This is a genomic window from Buttiauxella sp. BIGb0471, assembly GCF_024807715.1.
Lineage (GTDB): Bacteria > Pseudomonadota > Gammaproteobacteria > Enterobacterales > Enterobacteriaceae > Buttiauxella > Buttiauxella agrestis.
The window spans coordinates 358,195-384,116 of record NZ_JANUEU010000002.1; the positions used below are offsets into that span (position 1 = coordinate 358,195).

A 25,922-nucleotide genomic window follows, 5' to 3' on the forward strand; every position below is an offset into this window, starting at 1 on the left:
AAAACCGGCGCTCAGCGCCGGTTTTTTATTATCGTCAGTCAATTTGATCTGAATGGATGACATCCTGCGTTCTCAAGCTCATTATAAAAACACCAGTGTTGTAAGGGGTAATGAGTCATGGAGTTGCTACGCAAGGAATTGAGTCATCTGCTGGGTGAAAAACTAAGCCGGATTGAGTGCATCAATGAACAGCCAAACACCGCTCTGTGGTCGCTGTATGACAGCGACGGGAATGCGATGTCTCTGCTGGCAAAAAGTTTTAGCACCCCCGGCATTGCTGCTCAGTTAGCCTGGAAAATGTCGATGCTTGCACGATCCGGCACAGTGCGTATGCCTGTGGTTTACGGTGTTGTGACTCACGATGACACTCCAGGGCCGGATGTACTGTTAATGGAGCGTTTACGTGGCGTACCCGTTGAAGCTCCCACCCGCACGCCAGATCGTTGGGAGCATCTCAAAGATCAAATTGTAGAAGGTCTGCTAGCCTGGCACCGGGTTGATAGCCGTGGCTGCGTCGGGAATGTCGACAGCACTCAAGAGAATATCTGGCCTTCATGGTATCGGCAGCGCGTCGAAACGCTTTGGGCCACCATCAATCAATATCCGAATAATGGCCTGACTATGCAGGATCGGCGCATCCTGTTCCGTACACGGGAATGTTTGCCGCGTCTGTTCGAAGACTTCAACGACAATTGCGTGTTGATCCACGGCAACTTTACCCTCAGCAGCATGCTAAAAGATGGTCGTAGCGATCAGTTACTGGCAATGGTAAATCCGGGCATGACGCTTTGGGCACCGCGGGAATACGAAATATTCCGCCTGTATGATGCAGGGCAGTCCGAAAGTTTGCTGTGGCATTATTTGCAGCGTGCGCCAGTGTCTGAATCATTCTTATGGCGGCGTTGGCTATATGTTCTATGGGACGGCGTCGATCAACTGCTACAGACGGGCCGCTTAAATCGACCCGCCTTTGATGTGGCTGCGAAAAATTTACTTCCCTGGATCTCCTGATGATCCTTTCATCCACTGCCAGATGCGTCCCAGAGTTTCATAACCCGCCCGGTCGCTGTGCATTAACCACACTGGAGAAGGGATGATTCTCTCCCAGGGATTTAACGGAGACTCAATCGCCAGTTGGTTCGCGGGTGCCGGAAGGGGATGCAAACCTGCATTGTGGAAGAAAACCATCGCCCTCGGTAAGTGAGAGGCGGAAGTCACCAGCAAGAACGGTTGCTGCCCGATGGCTTTCTCCACCGCAGCCGCTTCTTCTTCGGTATCTTTTGGCGAGTCCAGAGTGATTATCTCGGAGCGTGGAACGCCCAGACTCTCAGCCACTCTGGCACCGGCTTCAGCGGTACTTACCGGATTTGTCATCGCTCTTGCCCCGGTAAAAATAAGCTTCGAACCAGGGTTTTCCTGCCATAACCGAATACCTTCAGTCACGCGTGGCAAACTATTATTGATGAGATTGGAACTCGGCGCCCATTCTGGGTTCCACGTATAGCCACCGCCTAAAATCACGATGTAATCCACTTTCTCGCTTCCGCGCCAGGTCGGGTAGGTATTTTCGATAGGCTTGAGCATTTTGTCGGCTACGGGCTGTAAGCTAATCAGCAGCAAAACTAACCAACTCACGCTTAACAGCGCCTTTGCGCTTTTTTGCCAACGGGTGAACCACAACAAGCAAAGTGCCACGCCCATCATCAATAATAAAAAAGGTAAGGGCAGAAGCAGTCCCCCGATAAATTTTTTCAGGATAAAAAGCATGAATTATGGGTCCTTTTTTAGCCATACAGCAGGTAAACGAAGGTGATCTTACACCAGACGGGTTCATTCCTGGCGCAGCTGTGCCAAAATACCCACCGATCTCGGATAATCCCTTTTCCCCCATGGAGCCGTACCCGTGCGTGACCGCAATTTTGACGACATTGCTGAGAAGTTCTCACGCAACATTTACGGTACAACCAAAGGACAACTTCGCCAGGCCATCTTATGGCAAGATCTTGATGCTTTGCTCTCCACCATGCCTGAGAAATTACGGGTTCTGGATGCAGGCGGCGGCGAAGGACAAACTGCCTGCGGTCTTGCGCAGCGGGGTCATGAAGTTCTGCTCTGTGATGTTTCCGCTGAGATGATTTCTCGCGCTCAGGCACAAGCCTGTGAGAAAGGTGTGAGCGAGAACATGCATTTCGTACATTCCTCCGCCCAGGATATTGGTCAACATTTGGAAAAGCCGGTTGATCTGATATTGTTTCACGCTGTGCTGGAATGGGTCGTAGATCCTCAGGCTGTACTGAAAACATTGTGGGACAGCCTTGCACCCGGCGGTGCTTTATCCCTGATGTTCTACAATGCTAACGGCTTACTGATGAGAAATATGTTTGTCGGTAACTTCGAATATGTTCTCCAGGGCATGAAAAAGAATAAGCGAAAGACTCTGTCGCCTGACAATCCGCTACAGCCAGAACAGGTGTACCACTGGCTGGAGCAAATTGGCTGGCAGATAACCGGGAAAACCGGTGTGCGAGTGTTCCACGATTACTTGCGCGATAAGCACAAACAACGCGATGGTTTTGAGAATTTGCTTGAACTGGAAACGCGTTATTGCCGCCAGGAACCTTTTGTGAGCCTCGGCCGCTATATCCACGTGACAGCTATCAAGCCGCTTGAGCCAAGGAAAAATTATGAGTGATGTTTCCCAGACAGTGCCAGAGCTGGTTGCCTGGGCCAGGAAAAATGACTACTCGATTTCACTTCCAACAGAGCGCCTGACGTTCCTGTTGGCTATCGCCACTCTAAACGGTGAGCGCCTGGACGGTGAGATGAGTGAAGGCGAGCTGATAGATGCTTTCCGCCACGTCAGCGAAGGTTTTGACCAAACCAGCGAAACCATTAACGTTCGCGCCAATAACGCCATCAATGACATGGTGCGCCAGCGTTTAATCAATCGTTTTGTCAGCGAAATCAATGAAGGTAATGCGATTTATCGCCTGACGCCGCTCGGCATTGGTATTACTGATTACTACATTCGCCAGCGCGAGTTTTCGACCTTGCGTTTATCCATGCAGCTGTCGATTGTCGGTGGCGAATTGAAGCGCGCGGCAGATTCAGCGGATGAAGGTGGTGACGAATTCCACTGGCATCGCAACGTTTTTGCGCCACTGAAATACTCGGTCGCCGAGATTTTTGACAGCATCGATCTCACCCAGCGCATCATGGATGAGCACCAACAACAGGTTAAAGATGACATCGCGCAATTGCTGAACAAAGACTGGCGAGCGGCCATTTCTAGCTGCGAAATGTTGTTATCCGAAACTTCCGGTACGTTGCGTGAGTTGCAGGACACCCTTGAAGCCGCAGGTGACAAGCTTCAGGCAAATCTATTACGCATCCAGGATGCCATTCTGGGGCGTGATGATCTGCATTTTGTTGACCGCCTGGTGTTTGATTTGCAGAGCAAACTTGATCGTATCGTTAGCTGGGGCCAGCAGGCCATTGACCTGTGGATCGGCTATGACCGTCACGTTCATAAATTCATTCGTACCGCTATCGACATGGATAAAAACCGTGTCTTTGCGCAGCGTCTGCGCGTTTCGGTACAAAACTATTTCGATGCCCCTTGGGCATTGACCTACGCCAACGCCGATCGTCTGTTAGATATGCGTGATGAAGAAATGACGCTGCGTGACGATGAAGTCATGGGCGAGCTGCCAAGTGATCTGGAATTCGAAGAGTTTAACGAAATCCGCGAACAGCTTGCTGCCATGATTGAAGCTGCACTTCAGGTCTACAAAACCAGACAAGTGCCGCTGGATTTAGGTGTGGTAATGCGGGACTATCTGGCGCAATACCCACGCGCCCGCCATTTCGATGTGGCGAGAATCGTAGTCGACCAGGCTGTCCGTCTGGGTGTGGCTGAAGCAGACTTTACTGGCTTGCCGCCACAGTGGCAGGCAATTAACGATTACGGAGCCAAGGTACAGGCGCATGTCATCAACAAATATTGAAAAAGTGATGCCAGTAAAACTGGCACAGGCGTTGGCCAATCCGTTATTTCCAGCACTCGATAGCCAATTACGCTCCGGAAGGCACGTCGGGCTTGATGAACTGGATAATCATGCCTATTTGATGGACTTCCAGGATGAACTGGAAGAGTTTTACACTCGCTATAATGTGGAGTTAATTCGCGCGCCGGAAGGTTTCTTCTATTTGCGTCCGCGCTCCACCACGCTGATTCCACGCTCTGTGTTATCCGAGCTGGACATGATGGTCGGGAAAATCCTTTGTTACCTGTATCTCAGCCCTGAACGCCTGGCTAATGAAGGTATCTTTACTCAGGCTGAACTTTACGACGAGTTATTGACGCTGGCGGATGAAAGTAAGCTGCTCAAGCTGGTGAATAACCGTTCTACTGGCTCCGATCTGGACCGCCAGAAGCTGCAAGAAAAAGTGCGTGCCTCGCTAACCCGTCTTCGCCGTCTCGGCATGATCTGGTTTATGGGGCATGACAGCAGCAAATTCCGTATTACCGAATCCGTATTCCGCTTTGGCGCCGATGTGCGCGCCGGTGACGATGCGCGTGAAGCGCAGTTACGCATGATCCGTGATGGAGAAGCGATGCCGGTAGAAACTCGTTTGCAACTCAATGATGAAACAGAAGAGTCGCAAATTGTTCAGGACAACGCGGAGGATGAACAGGAATGATTGAACGCGGAAAGTTTCGCTCACTAACGCTGATAAACTGGAACGGTTTCTTCGCGCGTACTTTTGATTTAGATGAGCTGGTTACCACGCTTTCTGGCGGTAACGGTGCCGGTAAATCCACCACAATGGCGGCGTTTGTCACCGCGTTAATCCCCGATTTAACGCTGCTGCACTTCCGTAATACCACCGAAGCAGGGGCTACATCTGGCTCACGCGATAAAGGTCTGCACGGTAAATTAAAAGCCGGTGTCTGTTATTCCTTGTTGGACGTGGTTAACTCCCGCCATCAACGTGTCGTGGTCGGTGTGCGTCTGCAGCAAGTCGCAGGCCGCGACCGCAAAGTCGACATCAAACCGTTTGCGATTCAGGGTTTGCCGACTTCTATTCAGCCAACACAATTGCTGACGGAAGCGCTCAACGAACGCCAGGCGCGCGTACTAAGCCTGCAAGAGTTGAAAGATAAAGTGGAAGCCATCGACGGCGTTCAGTTTAAACAGTTCAACTCGATTACCGATTACCACTCGCTGATGTTTGATTTGGGCATTGTGGCGCGTCGTCTGCGCAGTGCGTCAGATCGTAGCAAGTACTACCGTCTGATCGAAGCCTCGCTTTACGGCGGGATTTCCAGCGCGATCACCCGTTCACTGCGCGACTACTTGTTGCCGGAAAACGGCGGCGTGCGTAAAGCCTTCCAGGATATGGAAGCGGCTTTGCGTGAAAACCGCATGACGCTTGAAGCGATTCGCGTCACTCAATCAGACCGTGACCTGTTTAAGCATTTGATTTCTGAAGCCACCAATTACGTGGCCGCAGACTACATGCGTCATGCCAACGAACGCCGCATTCATCTGGATAAAGCGCTCGAATTCCGTCGTGAATTGTTGACCAGCCGTAAGCAACTGGCTGCGGAACAATACAAACATGTCGAAATGGCACGCGAGCTTGGCGAACACAGCGGTGCGGAAGGGGATCTGGAAACAGATTACCAGGCGGCCAGTGACCACCTGAACCTGGTGCAAACGGCGATACGCCAGCAGGAAAAAATCGAGCGATATGAAGCCGACCTCGATGAACTGCAAATGCGCCTTGAAGAACAAAATGAAATTGTTGCTGAAGCCTCTGAGCAACAAGAAGAAAACGAATCCCGCGCCGAAGCCGCAGAGCTGGAGGTTGATGAACTGAAAAGTCAGCTTGCCGACTACCAGCAAGCGCTTGATGTGCAGCAAACTCGCGCGATTCAGTACCAACAAGCGTTGCAGGCGCTCGAGCGTGCGCGTTCACTGTGCCATCTGCCAGATTTAACCGCTGAAAGTGCGGAAGAATGGCTGGAAACCTTCCAGGCTAAAGAGCAGGAAACCACTGAAAATCTGCTTAATCTTGAGCAGAAAATGAGTGTGGCGCAAACCGCGCACAGCCAGTTTGAGCATGCTTATCAGCTGGTGACGGCCATCAATGGTCCGGTGAGTCGTAGTGATGCCTGGAGCGTTGCGCGTGAATTACTGCGTGACAGCAATAATCAGCGCCACCTGATGGAACAAGTTCAGCCGTTGCGTGCTCGTCTTAACGAACTCGAGCAGCGCCTTCGCGAGCAGCAAGAAGCTGAACGAATGTTTGCTGAGTTCTGCAAACGTCAGGGCAAACACTTCGATCCTGAAGATCTGGAAGTGTTGCATGACGAGCTTTCTGAGCGCATCGAAACCTTGCAGCAACGCGTTTCTGATGCCAGCGATCAGCGTGCCAATTTGCGTCAGGAACAAGAGCAAATTCAGGCGCGTATTAAACGCCTGCAACAGCGCGCCCCGATTTGGCTGGCAGCGCAAACCAGCCTGACTCAGCTTTGCGAGCAAAGCCATGAGCAGTTTGAAAGTAGCCAGCAAGTTACTGAATATATGCAGCAACTGCTTGAGCGCGAGCGTGAAGTCACAGTTGAACGTGATGAAGTCGGCGCCCGTAAGCGTGCCATCGATGAAGAAATCGAACGTCTGAGCCAACCAGGCGGTGCTGAAGACTCACGTTTAAATGCGCTGGCTGAACGGTTTGGCGGCGTACTGCTGTCAGAAATTTATGACGATATCAGCCTCGACGACGCACCGTACTTCTCTGCGTTGTATGGCCCATCGCGTCACGCCATTGTGGTGCCAGACTTATCGTTAGTGCGCGAGCAACTCGATAATCTCGAAGATTGCCCGGAAGACTTGTACTTAATTGAAGGGGACCCGGCTTCCTTCGATGACAGCGTTTTCACCGTTGAAGAGCTGAATGCCGCTGTTCTGGTCAAAACCGCCGAACGCCAGTGGCGCTATTCGCGTTTGCCTAAGTTGCCATTGTTTGGTCGCGCGGCCCGTGAAAACCGTCTCGAAAAGCTGCATGCGGAGCGTGAAACTCTGGCGGAACGTTTCGCAACGTTGTCATTTGATGTTCAGAAATCTCAGCGTTTGCACCAGTCATTCAGCCGCTTCATCGGCCAGCATTTGGGCGTGGCATTTGACGATGATCCGGAAGCGGAAATTCGTCAGCTAAACACCCGTCGAGGCGAAGTTGAACGTGCTATCAACAGCCATGAAAACGACAATCAGCAACAGCGCCAGCAATACGATCAGGCTAAAGAAGGCGTTGATCAACTTAACCGCCTGTTGCCGCGCATTAGTTTGTTAAATGATGAAACACTGGCTGACCGTTGTGATGAAATCCGTGAGCGTCTTGACGAAGCGGAAGAAGCGGCTCGTTTCCTTCATCAGTTTGGTAATCCGCTGGCGAAACTCGAAGCAGTGGCGTCGGTACTGCAAAGCGATCCGGAACAGTTCGAGCAGTTAAAAGAAGACTATCAATACGCGCAGCAAGTGCAGCGTGACGCGCGTCAGCAGGCGTTTGCATTGACTGAAGTTGTGCAGCGTCGCGCACACTTTAGCTACTCAGATTCCGCCGCAATGCTAGATGGCAATAGCGATTTAAATGAAAAATTGCGTAACCGTCTTGAGCAGGCCGAAGCAGAACGTACTCGTTCACGTGAAGCGCTGCGTAGCCATGCCCAGCAATTGAGTCAGTTCAGCCAGCTAATGGCATCGCTGAAAAGCTCCTTTGACACTAAAAAAGAGCTGCTGACCGACCTCCATAAAGAGTTACAGGATATCGGGGTTCGTGCCGATCTCGGTGCGGAAGAGCGCGCACGTGCGCGTCGCGACGAACTGCATACTGCGCTAAGCAACAACCGCTCTCGCCGCAATCAGCTTGAAAAAGCGCTGACCATGTGTGAAGCGGAAATGAGCAACCTGACGCGTAAACTGAAGCAACTGGAACGCAGCTATTTTGAAATGCGCGAACAGGTTGTGACAGCGAAAGCGGGTTGGTGTGCCGTCATGCGCATGGTGAAAGAGAATGGGGTTGAGCGCCGTCTGCATCGCCGCGAACTGGCGTATGTTACGGGCGACGAGCTGCGTTCTATTTCGGATAAAGCATTGGGTGCTTTGCGACTGGCGGTAGCGGATAACGAGCATCTGCGTGATGTCCTGCGTATGTCTGAAGATCCTAAACGTCCTGAACGTAAAATTCAGTTCTTTGTGGCGGTCTACCAGCATCTTCGCGAGCGTATCCGCCAGGATATCATCCGTACTGACGACCCAGTTGAAGCCATCGAACAAATGGAGATTGAACTGAGCCGTCTGACTGAAGAATTGACCTCACGCGAGCAGAAACTGGCGATCAGTTCCCGCAGCGTGGCGAATATCATTCGCAAGACGATTCAGCGTGAGCAGAACCGTATTCGGATGCTCAATCAGGGTCTGCAAAGCGTTTCCTTCGGCCAGGTAAACAGCGTTCGCCTGAATGTGAACGTGCGTGAAACCCATGCGATGTTGCTGGAGGTGCTTTCAGAACAGCATGAACAGCATCAGGATTTGTTCAACAGCAACCGCCTGAGCTTCTCAGAAGCATTAGCGAAACTGTATCAACGCCTGAATCCGCAAATCGATATGGGCCAGCGCACGCCGCAGACCATTGGCGAAGAACTGCTGGATTATCGCAACTATCTTGAAATGGAAGTTGAAGTTAACCGTGGTTCAGATGGCTGGTTGCGTGCGGAAAGTGGCGCATTATCTACCGGCGAAGCCATCGGTACCGGGATGTCAATTCTGGTTATGGTCGTTCAAAGCTGGGAAGAAGAGTCGCGCCGCCTGCGCGGAAAAGACATTTCCCCATGCCGTTTGCTGTTCCTTGATGAAGCGGCACGACTGGATGCCAAGTCCATTGCGACGCTATTTGAGCTGTGCGAACGACTTGAAATGCAACTGATCATTGCGGCACCAGAGAACATCAGCCCGGAAAAAGGCACCACTTATAAGCTGGTACGTAAGGTTGTTCAGAACCATGAACACGTACACGTAGTCGGGCTGCGAGGCTTTGCGCCGCCGCTTCCCGAACCGGTTGCCGGAACAATAGATGCGTCATAAATAATCGCGGGCTACGGCCCGCGTTTTCTTTTCTCGATAGTTCTTAATCTTTAATTTTATTTACATTTATACGGGCAAATAATATTCGCTGTTTATATACTGAGTTTAAAACCCAGCGCTAAAAGCTGGGGAATGTAATGTGTATAAACAGGGGGCAAAGGATGTTGCTAAAAAAAACGCACGGTTTTCGACTGTCAGCGCTCGGTTACGGGCTGGCACTCAGTTTCGCTCCACTGTTTATGGCGCAGGCCGATGAGCCAGCGGTAGTTCCATCTGACAGCTCTGCTGTAAGCATTGAACCAGCCAGCTCACCTGACCAGCCATTACCACAATCAACCGCTACCGCCACGATGGTGGGCGTGCTCCCGCTTAATTCTACCGGTATGTCAGCCGCGCAAAGCCGCTCTCAGCTCGTGGCGCATCTGCCTGCGGGTTACACACCGGTTTATTTGAATGCCCTATCAGCCTTCTATGCCGCACGTGAAATGAAGCCGATGTGGGAAAATCGCGATGCAGTTAAGGCCTTCCAGCAACAGCTCGCGGAACTTGCCATAGCCGGTATACAGCCTCAGTTTACGACCTGGGTTGAGTTGCTAACCGACCCCTCCGTTACCGGTATGAGCCGCGACATCGTGTTATCTGATGCGATGATGGGCTATCTGCAATTTGTGTACGGTATTCCGACCGAAGGCAACCGCTGGCTTTACAGCACCAAGCCGTACAAGATGCAGACCCCGCCAATTTCCGTAATTAACCAGTGGCAGGTGGCCGTCGATCAAGGAACGCTGGTGAGTTTTGTTGAGACCTTAGCGCCTCAGCATCCGCAATATGCCAAATTACATCAATCGCTCGTGCACTTGCTGAGCGACTCGCGCCCCTGGCCTCAATTGACCGGGAGCGAAACACTGCGCCCTGGCCAGTGGAGCAACGACGTGCCAGCCCTGCGTGAAATTCTTGCGCGCACCGGAATGCTGCAAGCTGAGCCATCTATTCCTCTCCCTGAGCGCTCGGGCAGAGGGGATACCATTGCGGCGGTTAGCCCGTCAGCGATTCAGTTAGACAGTGACCAGACCGCTCAACAGGTTCCAGATGCTGTCGCCGGCAAGAAAAAGAAATCAGCACCTGCTGTTCGCAGTGCCTATAGCAAAGAGCTGATTGAAGGGGTGAAGCGCTTTCAGAAATGGCAGGGACTGGGTGTTGATGGCGCAATTGGTGCGCTAACACGCGACTGGCTGAATGTGACACCACAGCAGCGTGCATCGCTGGTGGCGTTAAATATTCAGCGTTTGCGCTTGCTGCCGAAGAAACTTGATACCGGCATTATGGTTAACATTCCTAACTATTCCCTGAGCTATTACCTTAACGGCAGTGAAGTATTGGCTTCGCGTGTGATTGTTGGGCGCCCGGATCGTAAAACTCCGATGATGAGCAGTGCGCTCAATAATGTGGTGGTTAACCCGCCATGGAACGTGCCACCAACGCTTGCGCGGAATGACATTCTGCCAAAAGTGCGCCAGGACCCGGGCTATCTCGACAGGCACGGCTATAGCGTACTGCGTGGCTGGAGTAACAATGCCGAATCTATCGACCCATGGCGCGTTGACTGGGAAACCATCACGGCCAGCAATTTGCCTTTCCGCTTTCAGCAAAAACCGGGCACCCAGAATTCGTTAGGCAGATATAAATTTAATATGCCCAGTTCTGATGCGATTTATTTGCATGACACGCCAAATCACAACTTGTTCCAGAAAGACGCAAGAGCGCTGAGTTCAGGCTGCGTGAGGGTAAACAAAGCTTCTGAACTGGCAAATATGCTGTTACAGGATGCGGGCTGGAACGATGCGCGGATTTCGAGTCAGCTTAAAGACGGCAGTACGAAGTACGTAAACATTCGTCAGACCATCCCGGTGAACCTTTACTACCTGACTGCTTTCGTTGGTGAAGATGGGCGCACCCAGTACCGTACAGATATTTACAATTATGATCTCACCGCGCGATCTGGCGCACAAATTCTTCCAAAAGCTGAACTATTGATCCGGTAAATGCAGTAATTCTAATGAATTAGCGGTCGTAATAATTGTGTAACCCAATCGGGGCCCCTACAGGCCCCGGTTTTACTGGGTTTAGCGCGCCTTGACTCGCATTGTTTTGGCAGTTAAGGTTCCCGGCAGTGCGCCTGAAGTGCATATTATTCGATCGTTTTTTACCTGTAGGCCTGGACATCATGGACAAATTTGACGCAAACCGCCGCAAGCTGCTGGCGTTGGGTGGCGTGGCTTTAGGTGCCGCTCTGCTTCCATCGCAAGCGTTTGCCACACTCTCAACACCGCGCCCGCGCATTCTGACTCTCAATAACCTGCACACAGGTGAGTCATTGAAAGCCGAATTTTTCGATGGTAAAGGCTATATTCAGGACGAATTAGCAAGGCTTAATCATTTCTTCCGTGATTATCGCGCGAACAAAATGAAATCCATCGACCCTAAATTGTTTGATCAGCTTTATCGTTTGCAGGGTTTGTTGGGGACCAACAAACCGGTGCAATTGGTATCAGGCTATCGTTCGCTCGACACCAATAATGAATTACGTGCCCACAGCCGCGGTGTTGCTAAAAAGAGCTATCACACCAAAGGCCAGGCCATGGATTTCCATATTGAAGGGATTTCGTTAAGCAATGTTCGCAAAGCAGCATTATCTATGCGCGCTGGTGGTGTAGGATACTACCCACGCAGCAACTTTGTGCATATTGATACCGGGCCACTAAGGCACTGGTAAAACAACGGAATCCGGCGATTGCTGCCGGTATTGGAGTGTCATGAACTATCACATTATCCCGGTCACCGCATTCGGCCAAAACTGTTCACTGATTTGGTGTGAAGAAACTCAACAGGCAGCGTTGGTTGATCCCGGTGGTGAAGCCGAAAAGATCAAACAGCAAGTTGCAGCGAAAGGGGTGAAACTCACGCAAATCCTGCTAACGCATGGTCATCTTGACCACGTTGGTGCGGCTGCTGAACTGGCCGAGTTTTATGGCGTTCCTGTTGTCGGACCGGAAAAAGAAGACGAATTTTGGTTGCAGGGATTACCTGCACAAAGCCAAATGTTTGGTCTGGAAGAATGCCTGCCGCTGACCCCCGATCGTTGGTTAAATGAAGGGGATAGCGTGTCAGTGGGAAATGTAACCTTACAGGTGTTGCATTGCCCAGGGCACACGCCTGGTCACGTTGTATTCTTTGATGCGCAATCTCAGTTGCTGATTTCCGGTGATGTGATTTTCAAAGGCGGAGTGGGGCGCAGTGATTTCCCGCAGGGCAATCATGCCGCGTTAATTGACTCTATTAAGCGTAAGTTACTGCCGTTGGGTGATGATGTGACGTTTATTCCAGGTCACGGTCCGCTTTCAACGCTCGGTTACGAACGCCTGCACAACCCGTTCCTGCAAGACGAATTACCGGTCTGGTAAAGCCTGGTGAAATAAAAAAAGCCGCTTTAATCAGCGGCTTTTTTGTCTCTGCTATTTGTTTACAGCACAGCGACAATCGCTTCGCACAGCGGTGCCATGTTATCTGGCGTCATACCCGCCACGTTCACACGCCCGGATGCAACCGCATACACACCAAACTCTTCACGTAAACGCAGCACCTGCTCTTTGGTCAGGCCGCTGAACGAGAACATGCCATTCTGGTTGATGATAAAGCTAAAGTCGCGGTCAGCGCCTTTCTCTTGCAGAGTATTCACAAACAGCTGGCGCATGCGATGAATACGCTGGCGCATGTCAGACAGTTCCTGCTCCCAGATAGTACGCAGCGCTTCGTTGCTCAAAATGGTAGCAACAACAGATGCGCCGTGTGCTGGCGGGTTAGAGTAGTTAGCGCGAATCACTGACTTCATCTGGCTGAATGCACGGTCAACGGTATCGGCATTCGCAGCAACCAGCGTACAAGCACCTACGCGCTCATTGTACAGGCCAAAGTTCTTGGAGTATGAACTGGCAACAATCAGTTCCTGGTGGCTTGCAGCAAAGATACGCAGGCCTTCTGCATCTTCTTCCAGACCACGAGCAAAGCCCTGGTAGGCGAAGTCAAACAGTGGTAGCCAGCCTTTAGCCTGAGACATCTCAGCCAGGACTTTCCACTGTTCAGACGTTGGGTCGATACCGGTTGGGTTGTGGCAGCAGCCATGGAACAACACGACGTCGCCTGCTTGTGCGGCTTGCAGACTGCTAACCAGGCCATCGAAATTCAGAGAATGGTTTTGCGCGTCGTAATAGTCATATTCACAAACTTCCAGACCCGCTGAATTAAATACACTTTTGTGGTTCGGCCAGCTTGGATTGCTCACCCACACACGTTTAGCCGTGGTGTTTTTAGCGAGGAAATCAGCGGCAACACGCAATGCACCTGTGCCACCTGGGGTTTGTGCGGTGCGGGCGCGTTTGGCCGCGCTCAGCGCGTTACCTTTCCCGAACAGCAATTCCTGGGTGCAGTGACCGAATTCAGGAATACCGTCGATACCGAGGTAATTCTTGGTGTTCTCATTCTCAAGAAGATACAGCTCTGCTTTTTTAACGCTGGTCAGAACCGGAGTTTTACCCGTTTCATCTTTATAAACACCAATGCCGAGGTTAATTTTTGTCGGACGGTCATCGGCGCGAAACAGATCGGCCAAACCAAGAATTGGATCAGCAGGGGCTGCGGTAATGTTCTCAAACATGACGGGTTTCCATTTTGATATCGAGGGAGTAACGCTCTCAGGTTAACTGCTGTTTTAGCAAATGCCAACCGTTTGCAACAAAAAGAAACAGGCTCCGTCACAAGTAATTTTTTTCATCTTTTCAGGCATAAAAAAACAGGGCCGAAGCCCTGTTTTTAAATCATCCTTGCAACAAAGTTGCGGGATAATTAGAACTGGTAAACGATACCAACTGTGGTCTGGTCGTCAGTTTCCAGACCAGTAGCAGCGCTGTATGCGTTATCATCCAACAGGTTGAATTTATACGCAGCGTATACGTTCATGTTTTTGTTGAAGTAGTACCAGGTACCCACTTCAACGTATTTAACCAGATCAGCGTTACCGCCAGCGAAGCCATTACGTGCAACCAGGTCTTTACCTTTAGACTGAACGTAACCAATGGATGGACGCAGGCCGAAATCGAACTGGTACTGAACCACAGCTTCGAAGTTCTGAGTTTTATTCGCGAAGTTAGCATCTGCTTCGCGAGTCATGTTGGTAGTCTCTGCATACTGGATAGCTGCGTAGACGTTGTTTGCATCGTATTTAGCAGCAGTAGACCATGCTTCAGCTTGATCACCGCTCGCGCCGCCGTTGTAAGCAACACCAGCTGGAGTCGAAGCTGTTAATGCATTTTTCTGTGCATCGGTACGGTCAGAGTTCGCATAACCCGCAGCAACGCTGAAGCCTTCTGCAAAATCATAAGTTACAGCAGTGCTGTAGCCTTCGCCGTTGGCTTTAGCGCCGTTACCGCTCAGGGAAATTGACGTTGGAGTACCGGTAGTGTTGTCGTACTCAACTGTCACTGGGCTGTTACGATCGTTTTTACCCTGGTATTGCAGAGCAAAGTTCAGACCGTCAACCAGACCGAAGAAGTTGCTGTTACGGTAGGTCAGAACGCCATTGGTACGACCAGTCATGAAGTTGTCAGTAGCAACCCAAGAATCGCCACCCCAAACAACCAGCATATCGGTATAAGCCGCTACGTCGTAGATTGCGCCGTAGTTACGACCGTAATCCAGGGAGCCTGCATCGCCAAATTTCAGACCAGCAAATGCCAGACGAGTGTTTTGGCTCTGAGCGCCTTCCGGATTGGAAGCGGTCATGTTGTATTCCCACTGACCGTAACCAGTCATCTGGTCATTGATCTGGGTTTCACCCTTGAAGCCAATACGAGCATAGGTAGAGTCAGCGTTTGTGCTGTTGCCGTTAGTTGTCCAGCCATGCTCACCTACAGCTTTACCGTAGAAGTCCAGTTTGTTGCCGTTTTTGTTGTAGATTTCTGCAGCGTTAGCTGCACCGGCTACCAGCAGAGCAGGGATTAACACTGCCAGAATATTGCGCTTCATCATTATTTATTACCCTCATTAGGTTTTTTTGTAACACCTGCCACTGCCGTCAATAATTCTGTACGGAACTATTGATGAGAGTTTGGTGTCTTTCTGTATCTGTCAGGCATCTTTCCATCCATGAAACCGTTTCGCTAGCCTGAAAGTGCTACAAACATCGAGAGTGAGTTACAAGAAGAAACTATGTGTAACTAAATGTGTATTTTACGGAACTTTGTGAACTATCTCAAACTTCCTGGCTGCTTCGTCTAAAATTCCACCTTTCTTATCCTATATATATGAAATACTTATGTTTAATTGGCATAAGTTAAACTTCAGTGAATATTTCGCTTACATTTGTACATTCTTTGAGTGATTTTTGGATGTCCAGACTTCTGTGTGAAAATTATCCAAATGTGCTAAGTCAATCCTCGGAATGAGGATGCAAGCCAAAAGTAGGGTTATTTTGTGATTGTCTGTTTCGCAGACACAATTAGTAACGGGGGAGTTGCGAAATGGGGTTGAAATTGACGTTTGTTTAACTTTCGTTGAAGAAAAAAGACGAATTTGTTTCAGGTAGAAAAAAGGCCAGCAATGCTGGCCTGAGTAAAAATCAAATCTTAGAAGTTTGCATTACGCGGTGTACGTGGGAACGGAATCACGTCACGAACGTTTTGAACGCCGGTTACATAGGCAATCAGACGCTCAAAACCAAGGCCGAAACCTGAGTGCGGCACGGTGCCGTAACGACGCAGGTCGCGATACCACCAGTAATCTTCTTTATTCAGACCCATCTCGGCCATGCGCGCATCAAGCACATCCAGACGTTCTTCACGCTGAGAACCACCGATGATTTCACCAATGCCTGGCGCTAACACATCCATTGCAGCAACGGTTTTACCGTCTTCGTTAAGGCGCATATAGAAGGCCTTAATGTCTTTCGGATAGTTTTTCACAACAACCGGAGCTTTGAAGTGTTGTTCAGCAAGATAGCGTTCATGCTCGGAAGAAAGGTCAACGCCCCAGTAAACTGGGTTTTCGAATTTCTGACCGCAGTTTTCCAGAATTGTAACTGCGTCGGTGTAATCCACCTGCGCAAAGTCAGCTTCGATGAAGCGCTGTAAACGTTCCACTGCATCTTTGTCAACGCGCTCGGCAAAGAACTCCATGTCATCCATGCGCTCATCAAGCACTGCTTTAAAGACATATTTCAGCATCGCTTCAGCCAGACCCGCAACGTCGTCGAGGTTGGCGAAAGCAACTTCCGGTTCCAGCATCCAGAACTCAGCCAGGTGGCGGCTGGTGTTGGAGTTTTCAGCGCGGAAAGTTGGCCCGAAGGTATAAACTTTGGACAGAGCACAGGCGTAAGTTTCGCCGTTCAACTGGCCGGATACGGTCAGGAACGCTTCTTTACCGAAGAAGTCTTTATCGAAATCGATTTTGCCAGCTTCAGTACGCGGCAGGTTTTCCATATCCAGCGTAGATACGCGGAACATCTCACCTGCACCTTCGGTATCAGATGCAGTAATCAGCGGGGTAGACACCCAGAAATAACCCTGCTCGTGGAAGAAACGGTGCAACGCCTGAGCCAAAGTATGACGAACGCGGGCCACAGCACCGATCATGTTAGTGCGCGGACGCAGGTGAGCCACTTCACGCAGATATTCAATACTGTGGCGTTTTGCCGCCATCGGGTAAGTATCAGGATCATCAACCCAGCCGGTAACTTCGACTTCGGTCGCCTGGATTTCAAAGCTCTGGCCCTGACCAAGAGATTCAACCACTTTACCGGTGACAACAACGGAGCAACCGGTTGTCAGGCGCAGTACATCTTCATTGTAATTAGGCAGAGAATTATTAATGACGGCCTGTACAGGAGAGAAGCAGGAACCGTCATAGACGGCGAGGAATGAGATACCAGCTTTTGAATCTCTTCGAGTACGCACCCACCCGCGAACGGTGACTTCTTGGTCAACGGCTACACGGCCCTGGAGTACGTCGGCTACAGGCACAACGCTCATAGTTTTCTCTCTATTAAATGGTCAGTGACAAAAAAATAATTACCCACAATTGGGGGTTATCTATGTTACCTGTCGCGAGCTTTCAGACAAGCAGAAAAATCAAAGGAGATGAAGAAATACAATAAAGAAGAGAACCCATGAACAAGTTGGATATTGTTTATGGGTTTTATCAGGATCAGCTGGCTTTTTTAATCTGCGGTAAATCGAAGGCTTTACGCAGCGCCCGAACGAAGGCTTTATCGTGGCAAATGGTTTTGCCTGGGCTATCAGAAAGTTTAGCGACCGGCTTGCCGTTACACTCCACCAGCTTGATAACAATATTGAGCGGTTTAACCTGTGGAATATCGCAGGTCAGACGTGTACCAATACCAAAACTCAGATTGACGCGGTCGCAGAAATGACGATACAGCTCAACTGCCTTTGGCAAATCGAGATTGTCTGAGAACACCAATACCTTAGTTTTGGGATCAATGCCCAGCTTCTTGTAATGCGCGATAGCTTTCTCACCCCATTCAACCGGATCCCCGGAATCATGGCGCAGCCCCTGGTATTGGCTGGCAAACGAGTGATCAAAGTCACGTAAGAAAGCATCCATCGTGATGCAGTCGGTTAGCGCAATACCGAGTTGGTCAGGGTATTCGTCAAGCCAGGCCTGAAGTGCTGCGCGTTGACTGTTTGCCAGAACCGGACTGATTTGTTGGTGCGCCTGGAACCATTCATGAGCCTGCGTGCCCATTGGCGTTAAATCCAGGCGGCGCGCCAGGTCATAATTGCTGGTGCCGACAAACCACGATTCTTGTTGCAGACGGGTAACGATAGCCTCTTGCACCTCACGCGAGAAGCGGCGGCGGGTGCCGAAGTCCATCAGGCGGAATGCAGAGAGATCGACCTGCGCCGTCAGTTCTTTGAACTGAACCAGTTTGCTTTCCAGACTGTCGAGTGCCATTTGCGGGGTCACGCCCGGCGAACGATGCTGATGCACCACCTCGCTGATAACCGCCAGCAAGGGCACTTCCCACATAATCACTTCCAGCCACGAACCGGTCAGACGAATGTCTAAATGACCATTATTATTGCTGATGTGAACTTGCGCGGGGTCGTAGCGGAAAGTACGCAGCCACGCGAGATAATCTGCTTCAAAAAATGGCAGACTTTCAAGGAATGCGAACTCCTCATCGTTGAGCGTGAGGTGGCGCATGAAATCCACCTGTTCACGGATGGCATCGGCATAGACACCCAGCAGGTCGTCACCACGGCAACGGAACTCGGCGGCGACGCTCACGTCGTGATAACGGTGGAATACCGCCTGCTGCATATGAAGCTTATAGGCGTCAGTATCCAGAAGCGTTTGCAAAATCGGGGAAGCGTGTCGTGTCATGGCGCGTTGCAGCATCCTCTCACAGGAGCGTTTCCATCAAGGGCTAAGCAGATAAAAGACGCAGGAGTATACCCTGATTATCTGTTTATTAAACCCGGATCACAACACACGGACACTTTCTGGTCGATGGCAATTCGTGCCGCTTGTTATAAAAATGTAGCAATTCGCGTGAGAAGCCCAGAAAAGATGATGATTCTGCGTGGCAACATTAGGGCAACAGGAATAGACTGAACCCCGAAAACTTACGGATGATATATAAGGTTTTTTATGACACAACAGCCACAAGCCAAATATCGCCACGACTACCGTGCGCCGGATTACACGATTACCGATATCGATTTGACCTTTGACCTTGATGCCACAAAAACCCTGGTCACTGCTATTAGTCAGATTACCCGCCAGGGCGCAGCAGACGCGCCACTTCGTCTTGACGGCGAAGACCTGACGCTGGTTTCAATTGATGTGAATGGTGCCGCCTGGGAAGATTACCGCCAGGAAGAGGGCGCATTGATTATTGAATCACTGCCAGAAGCCTTCACGCTGACTATCGTTAATGAAATCAGCCCGGCGACCAACACCGCGCTGGAAGGGCTTTACCTTTCTGGCGATGCGCTTTGCACCCAGTGTGAAGCAGAAGGTTTCCGCCATATTACCTGGTATCTTGACCGACCGGATGTTCTGGCGCGTTTCACCACCAAAATCATTGCCGACAAATCCAAATATCCTTTCCTGTTATCTAACGGCAACCGCATTGCCGAAGGTGAGTTGGATAACGGCCATCATTGGGTACAGTGGCAAGACCCGTTCCCGAAACCTTGCTACCTGTTTGCGCTGGTGGCAGGTGATTTCGACGTCCTGCGTGATACTTTCAAAACGCGTTCCGGTCGCGATGTGGCGCTGGAATTGTTCGTTGACCGTGGCAATCTCGACCGCGCAAGCTGGGCGATGACCTCTTTGAAAGCCTCGATGAAATGGGACGAAACCCGTTTCGGTCTCGAATACGATCTCGATATCTACATGATTGTCGCCGTTGATTTCTTCAATATGGGCGCGATGGAGAACAAAGGGCTTAACGTCTTTAACTCCAAATATGTGCTGGCGCGAGCTGAAACGGCGACTGACAAAGATTATCTCGATATTGAACGTGTTATCGGCCACGAATATTTCCATAACTGGACCGGCAACCGCGTGACTTGCCGCGACTGGTTCCAGTTAAGCCTTAAAGAAGGGCTGACCGTGTTCCGCGACCAGGAATTTAGCTCCGATCTCGGTTCACGCGCGGTCAACCGCATTCAGAACGTGCGCACCATGCGTGCCGCGCAGTTTGCAGAAGACGCAAGCCCGATGGCACACCCGATTCGTCCGGATAAAGTTATCGAAATGAACAACTTCTACACGCTGACCGTGTATGAAAAGGGTTCTGAAGTTATCCGTATGCTGCACACCTTGCTGGGTGAAGAGAACTTCCAGAAAGGGATGCAACTTTACTTTGAACGCCATGATGGCAGTGCGGCGACCTGCGATGATTTTGTGCAGGCGATGGAAGATGCGTCAAACGTTGACTTGTCTCACTTCCGCCGTTGGTACAGCCAGGCCGGTACGCCAGTCGTCACCGTGCGTGATGACTACGACCCGGAAACCGAGTTGTACACGCTGACCATCAGCCAGCACACACCGCCTACCGCCGAGCAACAGGAAAAGCATCCGTTACACATCCCGTTCGATATCGAACTGTATGACAACGAAGGCAAAGTGATTCCATTGCAGAAAAACGGCCACCCGATTCACCACGTGCTGAATGTGACGCAGGCAGAGCAGACGTTTGTTTTCGATAACGTTTATTTCCAGCCGGTTCCGTCATTGCTGCGTGAATTCTCAGCGCCGGTGAAACTGGAATATAAATGGAGTGACCAGCAACTGACGTTCCTGATGCGTCATGCGCGTAACGATTTCTCCCGTTGGGATGCGGCGCAAAGTCTGCTGGCAACGTACATCAAGCTGAACGTCAACCGCAGCCAACAGGGCCAACCGTTGTCGCTGCCGCTGCACGTGGCTGATGCGTTCCGCGCGATTCTACTGGATGAGAAAATCGACCCGGCGCTGGCGGCAGAAATTCTGACGCTGCCTTCGCAGAACGAAATTGCCGAACTGTTCCAGAAAATCGATCCGCAAGCGATCGCCGCCGTGCATGAAGCCTTAACACGCACGCTGGCAAACGAACTGGCGGATGAATTCCTGGCAGTTTATAACGCGAACAAACTTGATGCTTATCGTGTCGAGCATGCGGATATCGGCAAACGTGCGCTGCGCAATACTTGCCTGCGTTACCTGGCGTTTGGCGAGCAAAATCTTGCGGAACAACTGGTGCGTAATCAGTATCAAAGCGCTGATAACATGACCGATTCTATCGCCGCCCTGGCCGCGTCTGTTGCTGCGCAGTTACCATGTCGCGCAGAATTGATGGCTGCGTTTGATGAGAAATGGCATCAGGATGGTCTGGTGATGGACAAGTGGTTTGTACTGCAAGCCACCAGCCCAGCAGCAGACACCTTGAGCAAAGTGCGTGAGCTACTGAACCATCGTTCATTTAGCATGAGCAACCCGAACCGTGTGCGCTCGCTGATTGGTGCTTTTGCAGCCGCTAATCCATCCGCATTCCACGCGCTTGATGGCAGCGGTTATCAGTTTATGGTGGAAATGCTCAGTGAGCTAAACCACCGTAACCCGCAGGTGGCTTCACGTCTGATTGAGCCGTTGATTCGCCTGAAACGTTACGATGAGAAACGTCAAGACATGATGCGTGCAGCGCTGGAACAGCTGAAAGGGCTGGAGAATTTGTCGGGCGATTTGTTCGAGAAGATTTCTAAAGCACTGGCTTAAAAACCACCCTCACCCTAAGCCTCTCCCTCAGGGAGAGGGGATTATTCGGAGTCGGGGTGAGGGCAATAAATCTAACCGGTGCGCACCACGCGCTCCGGTTCTTCAACAACCTGCCGCTTCATCACACGCTCTAACACCTGCGCTTCCAGTTCAGCCAGCCGGACAGAGCCGAGCTTACGTGGGCGAGGCAAATCCACCGTCAGATCCAAACCGATCTTTCCTTCTTCAATCAGTAACACGCGATCCGCCATCGCAACGGCTTCGCTAACATCGTGCGTCACCAGCAGCACCGTAAAGCCATGTTCCTGCCATAAAGAGACAATCAATTCCTGCATTTCAATGCGCGTCAGGGCATCGAGCGCACCTAATGGTTCATCGAGCAACAGCAGGCGTGGGCGATGAATCAGCGCCCGAGCCAGCGCCACACGTTGTTTCTGGCCGCCGGACAGGGCGGCCGGCCATTCATTAGCACGATTGGCAAGCCCAACCGCTTCCAGCGCTTTCGTTGCTGCCTCTTTCCAGTTCCCTTTCAGTCCCAGGCCGACATTATTAATCACTGACTTCCATGGCAGCAGGCGTGCATCCTGGAACATCAAACGCGTTTCATCCTGACTCTCGCGTAGCGGGGCGTTTCCGGCAATTAACGAACCACCGTTAGGGTTTTCCAGCCCTGCCAGCAAACGCAGCAACGTACTTTTCCCCCCGCCGCTGCGCCCAACAACCGCAACAAACTGCCCGGCGGGAATATGCAATTCGAGTTCATCAAGAATCGTTTTATCGCCGTAACGTTTAGTCACGTTGTTCAGTAGTAGGGGAGTACCCTGATTTAAACGAGCGGTATTCATGCGTTCTCCTCCTGTAACTGATAAGCCGGGTGCCAGCGCAGCCAGACACGTTCAAGTAATTGCGCGCTAATATCGGCAAGTTTGCCGAGCAGGGCATACAGAATAATGGCGACAACGACGACATCGGTTTGCAAGAATTCGCGGGCGTTCATCGCCAGATAGCCAATTCCCGAATTGGCCGAAATAGTTTCGGCCACGATTAACGTCAGCCACATCAGACCAAGTGCAAAGCGAATCCCGACCATAATTGAAGGCAGCGCACCGGGGAGAATGACCTGGGCAAACAGGCTAAAACCAGACAGCCCATAGCTGCGTGCCATTTCCAGCAGACCCTGGTCGATATTACGGATACCGTGCCAGGTATTGATGTAAATCGGGAACAACGTGCCAAGTGCGACCAGGAAAATCTTCGCTGATTCGTCAATGCCGAACCATAAAATCACCAGCGGGATAAGCGCAAGGTGCGGAACGTTACGCAGCATCTGAATCGAACTGTCCAGCAAACGTTCCCCCCAGCGTGACAGGCCACTTATCAGCCCGAGCACTAACCCAAGAGAGCCACCAATACTGAAACCGATCACCGCACGCCATGAGCTAATCGCCAGGTGTTGCCACAATTCACCGCTGGCTGAAAGACTCCAGAAAGCGAGAACTACCCCTTCCGGAGAAGGGAGGATGCGACTGGAGAGCCAGCCTGCGCTTGAAGAGAGTTGCCAGATGACGATAACCGCAACGGGCAGCGCCCACGGAGCCAGTCTCAACAATAGTTTGTGCGTTGATGGGGTCATTGGCGGCTCCTTAGCTTTGCGCGACTTTGCGCGGGATGAAGTCATTCGCCACCACTTCGCCCCGTTCATGAATCTGGCGCGGTTGGGGAATTTGTGGAATCGCAACATCGAGATGTGGGAACAGCAGTTCGCCGACGCGATAGGCCTCTTCCAGATGCGGATAACCGGAGAAAATAAAGCTGTCGATACCGAGTGCCGCGTATTCATTAATACGTGCCGCCACCGTCGGGCCATCGCCAACCAGCGCGGTGCCTGCACCGCCACGCACCAGACCAACGCCCGCCCACAAGTTAGGGCTGATTTCCAGATTGTCACGCTTGCCACCGTGCAACGCCGCCATGCGGTGTTGGCCGACGGAATCCGTGCGCGCAAAAGCGGCCTGTGCTTTGGCGATCGTTTCGTCATCAAGTTGGGAAATCAGGCGATTAGCGGCTTCCCACGCTTCTTCATTTGTTTCACGCACAATCACATGCAGACGAATACCGAAACGAACGGTGCGCCCATGTGCTGCGGCTTTAGCACGAACCTGCTCAATTTTCTCTTTCACTAAATGCGGTGGCTCGCCCCAGGTGAGATAAAGATCCACCTGTTCGGCAGCCAAATCCTGCGCCACATCTGACGAGCCGCCAAAGTAGAGCGGTGGACGCGGTTGTTGTACTGGCGGGAACAGCAGTTTCGCGCCTTTAACCTGAATGTGTTTGCCTTCGTGATCGACCGTTTCGCCTTCCAGCAAGCGCCGCCAGATGTGGGTAAATTCTGCGGAAGCTTCGTAACGTTCCTGATGATTAAGGAACACGCCGTCTGCCGCTAACTCTTCCGGATCGCTACCCGTGACCAGGTTAAATAAAGCGCGACCGTTGGAAAGCCGGTCAAGTGTTGCGGCCTGGCGTGCTGCCACGGTTGGCGAGGTTACGCTTGGGCGCAGTGCCACCAGGAATTTCAAACGCTGCGTCACCGGAATCATCGAGGCGGCAACCAGCCAGGCATCTTCGCAAGAACGCCCTGTTGGGATCAGTACACCAGTAAAGCCGATTCTGTCTGCTGCCTGGGCAATTTGTTGCAGGTAGCCATGGTCAACCGGACGCGCTGAGTCGTTGCTGCCTAGGTAATGGCCATCGCCATGGGTAGGTAAGAACCAGAACATATTCAGACTCATGATTTATCTCCTTTAGCGGGTTGCCAGATGCGGGTGCGAATATCGACTTTCTTAGGCACTAAATGGTTGTCATAAAACAGATCTGCGGTTTGCTGTTGTTTTGCCGCAGTCTCGGCGCTGACAGGTGTAATCACCGTTGGTGGGCGATGATCGAAATAGGTAGCAATCACGTTTTCCGGCAGTCCCATGGTTTTTGCCAGTAGCGCAACGCTTGCGTCACGTTGGGTGCGAGTTAACGCATCGGCATCACTAAAGGTCTTCAGAACGTGTTGCAGGAACGGACCGTTTTGTTCGGCATAAGAGCGTGAAGCAAGATAGAAAGAGCCCGTCTGATTCAGCTCGCTGCCGTCGGTTAACACACGTACGCCACCGTTCAATAGTGCTGCGGAGTAATACGGATCCCAAATTGCCCAGGCATCAACGTTGCCTTGTTGGAATGCGGCGCGAGCATCGGCAGGCGTCAAATAGGCTGGCTGAACATCAGTAAATTTCAGCCCGGCTTTTTGTAGCGCTCTCAATACCAGGTTGTGGGAACTGGACCCTTTCTGGAAAGCGATTTTATGCCCTTTCAGGTCGGCCACGGTTTTAAGCGGACTGTTCTCTGGCACCAGAATCACTTCGGCTTTTGGTTTTGCCGGTTCAGAACCGACATACACAAGATCTGCGCCTGCCGCCTGGGCGAAAATTGGCGGAATGTCACCGGTGCTGCCCAGATCGATACTGCCAATATTCAACGCTTCCAGCATTTGCGGGCCAGCCGGGAATTCAATCCACTGGAATTTGGTTTGCGGATACTCTTTTTCCAGCAGTTGATGGCTTTTTGCCAGCACCATGCTCACAGAACCTTTTTGATATCCGATGCGTAACTGTTCTGGCCCGGTTTCTGCGGCGTGCAGGGTGGCGCTGAGGCTCAGAGCGCCAGTCAGCATCAGCCAGGGCGCGGTTCGTTTTAGCAGATTAAACATGGGCAACTCCTTGCGCCTTAAAAGGGGAGGTGACGATAAATTCCCGGCGGTGCAGTGCCTGCCAGAACGTTTCCAGCGAGCTATCAAGACGCTGTTGTAAGTTATTGCTGAACACCGGTTTGTGCTGGTAATCCGCAATTTGGCTGTCGTCGGCAAATACGCCATGAAGGATTTCCTGAGCTTTCAGGGCGTTAAGCACAGGCTTTAAGGCGTAATCGACCGCCAACATATGTGCCACGGTGCCGCCAGTTGCCAAAGGCAGAACGACTTTTTTATCCAGCGCGCGTTCAGGCAGCAGATCGAGCAAGGTTTTTAGCGCACCGGAAAACGAAGCTTTATAGACAGGAGTTGCGATGATCACCCCATCGGCTTGCTGTAATTGTTCAATTAACGCGAGCAGTGCCGGGCTGTCGAAACGGGCGTACAGCAAATCTTCTGGAGCGAAGTTCTTTAGATGCCAGTGACATACCTCGATATCCAAAGCGCTTAATTTTTCGCGGGCATATTCCAGCAGCGCACTGGAACGAGAGGGGAAGCGCGGGCTTCCAGCCAGGGTTATCACACGCATATTGTTTCCTTATAACTAAATGTTTGCTTTTAGGTAACATTGATAACAATTGAGTGTGATATTCGCGCAGAAGTGTTATTCCACTAAATGATTTATCTGGTTTTCATTTGCCAGA

20 protein-coding genes are annotated in these 25,922 nt (G+C 51.3%); 9 read left to right on the forward strand and 11 right to left on the reverse strand.

What is annotated here, in order from left to right:
- The first annotated feature begins 117 nt into the window (after nucleotides 1-117).
- The gene (locus M2371_RS08185; protein ID WP_259267431.1) at nucleotides 118-1,011 is read left to right on the forward strand and encodes a YcbJ family phosphotransferase; all 894 of its coding nucleotides are present in this window, start codon (nucleotides 118-120) and stop codon (nucleotides 1,009-1,011) included.
- Here M2371_RS08185 and elyC read toward each other — a convergent pair.
- Together elyC and M2371_RS08195 are read right to left on the reverse strand one after the other, a co-directional pair.
- Nucleotides 991-1,707, reverse strand: a complete 717-nt coding sequence (elyC, locus tag M2371_RS08190) for an envelope biogenesis factor ElyC (protein WP_232062615.1) — start codon at nucleotides 1,705-1,707, stop codon at nucleotides 991-993. The two genes, M2371_RS08185 and elyC, sit on opposite strands and share 21 nt — an antisense overlap.
- Nucleotides 1,607-1,891, reverse strand: a complete 285-nt coding sequence (locus M2371_RS08195) for a hypothetical protein (RefSeq protein WP_232062637.1) — start codon at nucleotides 1,889-1,891, stop codon at nucleotides 1,607-1,609. The genes elyC and M2371_RS08195 overlap by 101 nt, the downstream gene beginning before the upstream one ends.
- A gap of 12 nt (nucleotides 1,892-1,903) precedes the next feature.
- On the opposite strand from M2371_RS08195, the gene cmoM reads away from it, so the two are divergent.
- The 7 genes from cmoM (at nucleotide 1,904) to M2371_RS08230 (ending at nucleotide 12,610) form a co-directional block, all read left to right on the forward strand.
- Nucleotides 1,904-2,692, forward strand: coding sequence for a tRNA uridine 5-oxyacetic acid(34) methyltransferase CmoM (cmoM, locus tag M2371_RS08200; RefSeq protein ID WP_172895002.1), 789 nt, complete (start codon nucleotides 1,904-1,906; stop codon nucleotides 2,690-2,692).
- Nucleotides 2,685-4,007, forward strand: a complete 1,323-nt coding sequence (gene mukF, locus M2371_RS08205; protein WP_115629793.1) for a chromosome partition protein MukF — start codon at nucleotides 2,685-2,687, stop codon at nucleotides 4,005-4,007. Before cmoM ends, mukF begins: the two co-directional genes overlap by 8 nt.
- Nucleotides 3,988-4,704 carry a chromosome partition protein MukE gene (gene mukE / locus M2371_RS08210; protein WP_115629791.1) on the forward strand — a complete coding sequence of 239 codons (717 nt, stop codon included), beginning with the start codon at nucleotides 3,988-3,990 and terminating at the stop codon, nucleotides 4,702-4,704. Before mukF ends, mukE begins: the two co-directional genes overlap by 20 nt.
- On the forward strand, nucleotides 4,701-9,149 hold the full coding sequence (mukB, locus tag M2371_RS08215; RefSeq protein ID WP_259267432.1) for a chromosome partition protein MukB: 4,449 nt from the start codon (nucleotides 4,701-4,703) through the stop codon (nucleotides 9,147-9,149). The genes mukE and mukB overlap by 4 nt, the downstream gene beginning before the upstream one ends.
- A 161-nt stretch (nucleotides 9,150-9,310) precedes the next feature.
- A complete protein-coding gene (gene ldtD, locus M2371_RS08220) occupies nucleotides 9,311-11,191 on the forward strand; it encodes a L,D-transpeptidase (RefSeq protein WP_259267433.1) in 1,881 nt (626 codons plus the stop codon).
- Nucleotides 11,192-11,373: 182 nt separating this feature from the next.
- Nucleotides 11,374-11,922, forward strand: a complete 549-nt coding sequence (locus tag M2371_RS08225; protein ID WP_172894998.1) for a YcbK family protein — start codon at nucleotides 11,374-11,376, stop codon at nucleotides 11,920-11,922.
- Nucleotides 11,923-11,962: 40 nt separating this feature from the next.
- Nucleotides 11,963-12,610 (forward strand): MBL fold metallo-hydrolase, encoded by a 648-nt coding sequence (locus tag M2371_RS08230; RefSeq protein WP_034494338.1) that lies wholly within the window; start codon nucleotides 11,963-11,965, stop codon nucleotides 12,608-12,610.
- Nucleotides 12,611-12,669: 59 nt separating this feature from the next.
- Here the strand turns inward: M2371_RS08230 and M2371_RS08235 are convergent, their stop codons facing one another.
- The 4 genes from M2371_RS08235 to pncB form a co-directional block, all read right to left on the reverse strand.
- A complete protein-coding gene (locus M2371_RS08235; RefSeq protein ID WP_259267434.1) occupies nucleotides 12,670-13,860 on the reverse strand; it encodes an amino acid aminotransferase in 1,191 nt (396 codons plus the stop codon).
- Nucleotides 13,861-14,048: 188 nt separating this feature from the next.
- The gene (locus tag M2371_RS08240; RefSeq protein ID WP_269474334.1) at nucleotides 14,049-15,230 is read right to left on the reverse strand and encodes a porin; all 1,182 of its coding nucleotides are present in this window, start codon (nucleotides 15,228-15,230) and stop codon (nucleotides 14,049-14,051) included.
- A 596-nt stretch (nucleotides 15,231-15,826) separates the two neighbouring features.
- On the reverse strand, nucleotides 15,827-17,227 hold the full coding sequence (asnS, locus tag M2371_RS08245; RefSeq protein WP_034494341.1) for an asparagine--tRNA ligase: 1,401 nt from the start codon (nucleotides 17,225-17,227) through the stop codon (nucleotides 15,827-15,829).
- A gap of 175 nt (nucleotides 17,228-17,402) precedes the next feature.
- Nucleotides 17,403-18,605 (reverse strand): nicotinate phosphoribosyltransferase, encoded by a 1,203-nt coding sequence (gene pncB / locus M2371_RS08250; RefSeq protein WP_259267435.1) that lies wholly within the window; start codon nucleotides 18,603-18,605, stop codon nucleotides 17,403-17,405.
- 267 nt (nucleotides 18,606-18,872) lie between these two features.
- On the opposite strand from pncB, the gene pepN reads away from it, so the two are divergent.
- The gene (pepN, locus tag M2371_RS08255) at nucleotides 18,873-21,485 is read left to right on the forward strand and encodes an aminopeptidase N (RefSeq protein ID WP_259267436.1); all 2,613 of its coding nucleotides are present in this window, start codon (nucleotides 18,873-18,875) and stop codon (nucleotides 21,483-21,485) included.
- A gap of 71 nt (nucleotides 21,486-21,556) precedes the next feature.
- Here pepN and ssuB read toward each other — a convergent pair whose 3' ends face one another.
- The 5 genes from ssuB to ssuE are packed head-to-tail and all read right to left on the reverse strand — an operon-like array spanning nucleotide 21,557 to nucleotide 25,807.
- Nucleotides 21,557-22,330: an aliphatic sulfonates ABC transporter ATP-binding protein gene (ssuB, locus tag M2371_RS08260; RefSeq protein WP_259267437.1), complete on the reverse strand. Its 774-nt coding sequence runs from the start codon at nucleotides 22,328-22,330 to the stop codon at nucleotides 21,557-21,559.
- Nucleotides 22,327-23,118, reverse strand: coding sequence for an aliphatic sulfonate ABC transporter permease SsuC (gene ssuC, locus M2371_RS08265; RefSeq protein ID WP_172894991.1), 792 nt, complete (start codon nucleotides 23,116-23,118; stop codon nucleotides 22,327-22,329). The genes ssuB and ssuC overlap by 4 nt, the downstream gene beginning before the upstream one ends.
- A gap of 10 nt (nucleotides 23,119-23,128) precedes the next feature.
- Nucleotides 23,129-24,274 carry an FMNH2-dependent alkanesulfonate monooxygenase gene (ssuD, locus tag M2371_RS08270; protein ID WP_172894989.1) on the reverse strand — a complete coding sequence of 382 codons (1,146 nt, stop codon included), beginning with the start codon at nucleotides 24,272-24,274 and terminating at the stop codon, nucleotides 23,129-23,131.
- Entirely contained in the window at nucleotides 24,271-25,239 is a 969-nt protein-coding gene (locus tag M2371_RS08275; protein ID WP_259267438.1) for a sulfonate ABC transporter substrate-binding protein, read from the reverse strand. Before M2371_RS08275 ends, ssuD begins: the two co-directional genes overlap by 4 nt.
- Complete coding sequence (ssuE, locus tag M2371_RS08280) at nucleotides 25,232-25,807, reverse strand: NADPH-dependent FMN reductase (RefSeq protein ID WP_259267439.1); 576 nt, start codon at nucleotides 25,805-25,807, stop codon at nucleotides 25,232-25,234. The genes M2371_RS08275 and ssuE overlap by 8 nt, the downstream gene beginning before the upstream one ends.
- Nucleotides 25,808-25,922: the final 115 nt, after the last annotated feature.

Bases quoted from the DNA above. Each gene is read 5' to 3' on its own strand.
- pepN (WP_259267436.1), top strand. From the start codon at position 18,873: ATGACACAACAGCCACAAGCCAAATATCGCCACGACTACCGTGCGCCG.
- M2371_RS08225 (WP_172894998.1), top strand. From the start codon at position 11,374: ATGGACAAATTTGACGCAAACCGCCGCAAGCTGCTGGCGTTGGGTGGC.
- ssuD (WP_172894989.1), bottom strand. From the start codon at position 24,274: ATGAGTCTGAATATGTTCTGGTTCTTACCTACCCATGGCGATGGCCAT.
- ssuB (WP_259267437.1), bottom strand. From the start codon at position 22,330: ATGAATACCGCTCGTTTAAATCAGGGTACTCCCCTACTACTGAACAAC.
- mukF (WP_115629793.1), top strand. From the start codon at position 2,685: ATGAGTGATGTTTCCCAGACAGTGCCAGAGCTGGTTGCCTGGGCCAGG.
- ldtD (WP_259267433.1), top strand. From the start codon at position 9,311: ATGTTGCTAAAAAAAACGCACGGTTTTCGACTGTCAGCGCTCGGTTAC.
- mukE (WP_115629791.1), top strand. From the start codon at position 3,988: ATGTCATCAACAAATATTGAAAAAGTGATGCCAGTAAAACTGGCACAG.
- ssuC (WP_172894991.1), bottom strand. From the start codon at position 23,118: ATGACCCCATCAACGCACAAACTATTGTTGAGACTGGCTCCGTGGGCG.
- M2371_RS08230 (WP_034494338.1), top strand. From the start codon at position 11,963: ATGAACTATCACATTATCCCGGTCACCGCATTCGGCCAAAACTGTTCA.
- M2371_RS08195 (WP_232062637.1), bottom strand. From the start codon at position 1,891: ATGGGGGAAAAGGGATTATCCGAGATCGGTGGGTATTTTGGCACAGCT.
- pncB (WP_259267435.1), bottom strand. From the start codon at position 18,605: ATGACACGACACGCTTCCCCGATTTTGCAAACGCTTCTGGATACTGAC.
- M2371_RS08275 (WP_259267438.1), bottom strand. From the start codon at position 25,239: ATGTTTAATCTGCTAAAACGAACCGCGCCCTGGCTGATGCTGACTGGC.
- mukB (WP_259267432.1), top strand. From the start codon at position 4,701: ATGATTGAACGCGGAAAGTTTCGCTCACTAACGCTGATAAACTGGAAC.
- M2371_RS08235 (WP_259267434.1), bottom strand. From the start codon at position 13,860: ATGTTTGAGAACATTACCGCAGCCCCTGCTGATCCAATTCTTGGTTTG.
- asnS (WP_034494341.1), bottom strand. From the start codon at position 17,227: ATGAGCGTTGTGCCTGTAGCCGACGTACTCCAGGGCCGTGTAGCCGTT.
- M2371_RS08185 (WP_259267431.1), top strand. From the start codon at position 118: ATGGAGTTGCTACGCAAGGAATTGAGTCATCTGCTGGGTGAAAAACTA.
- M2371_RS08240 (WP_269474334.1), bottom strand. From the start codon at position 15,230: ATGATGAAGCGCAATATTCTGGCAGTGTTAATCCCTGCTCTGCTGGTA.
- ssuE (WP_259267439.1), bottom strand. From the start codon at position 25,807: ATGCGTGTGATAACCCTGGCTGGAAGCCCGCGCTTCCCCTCTCGTTCC.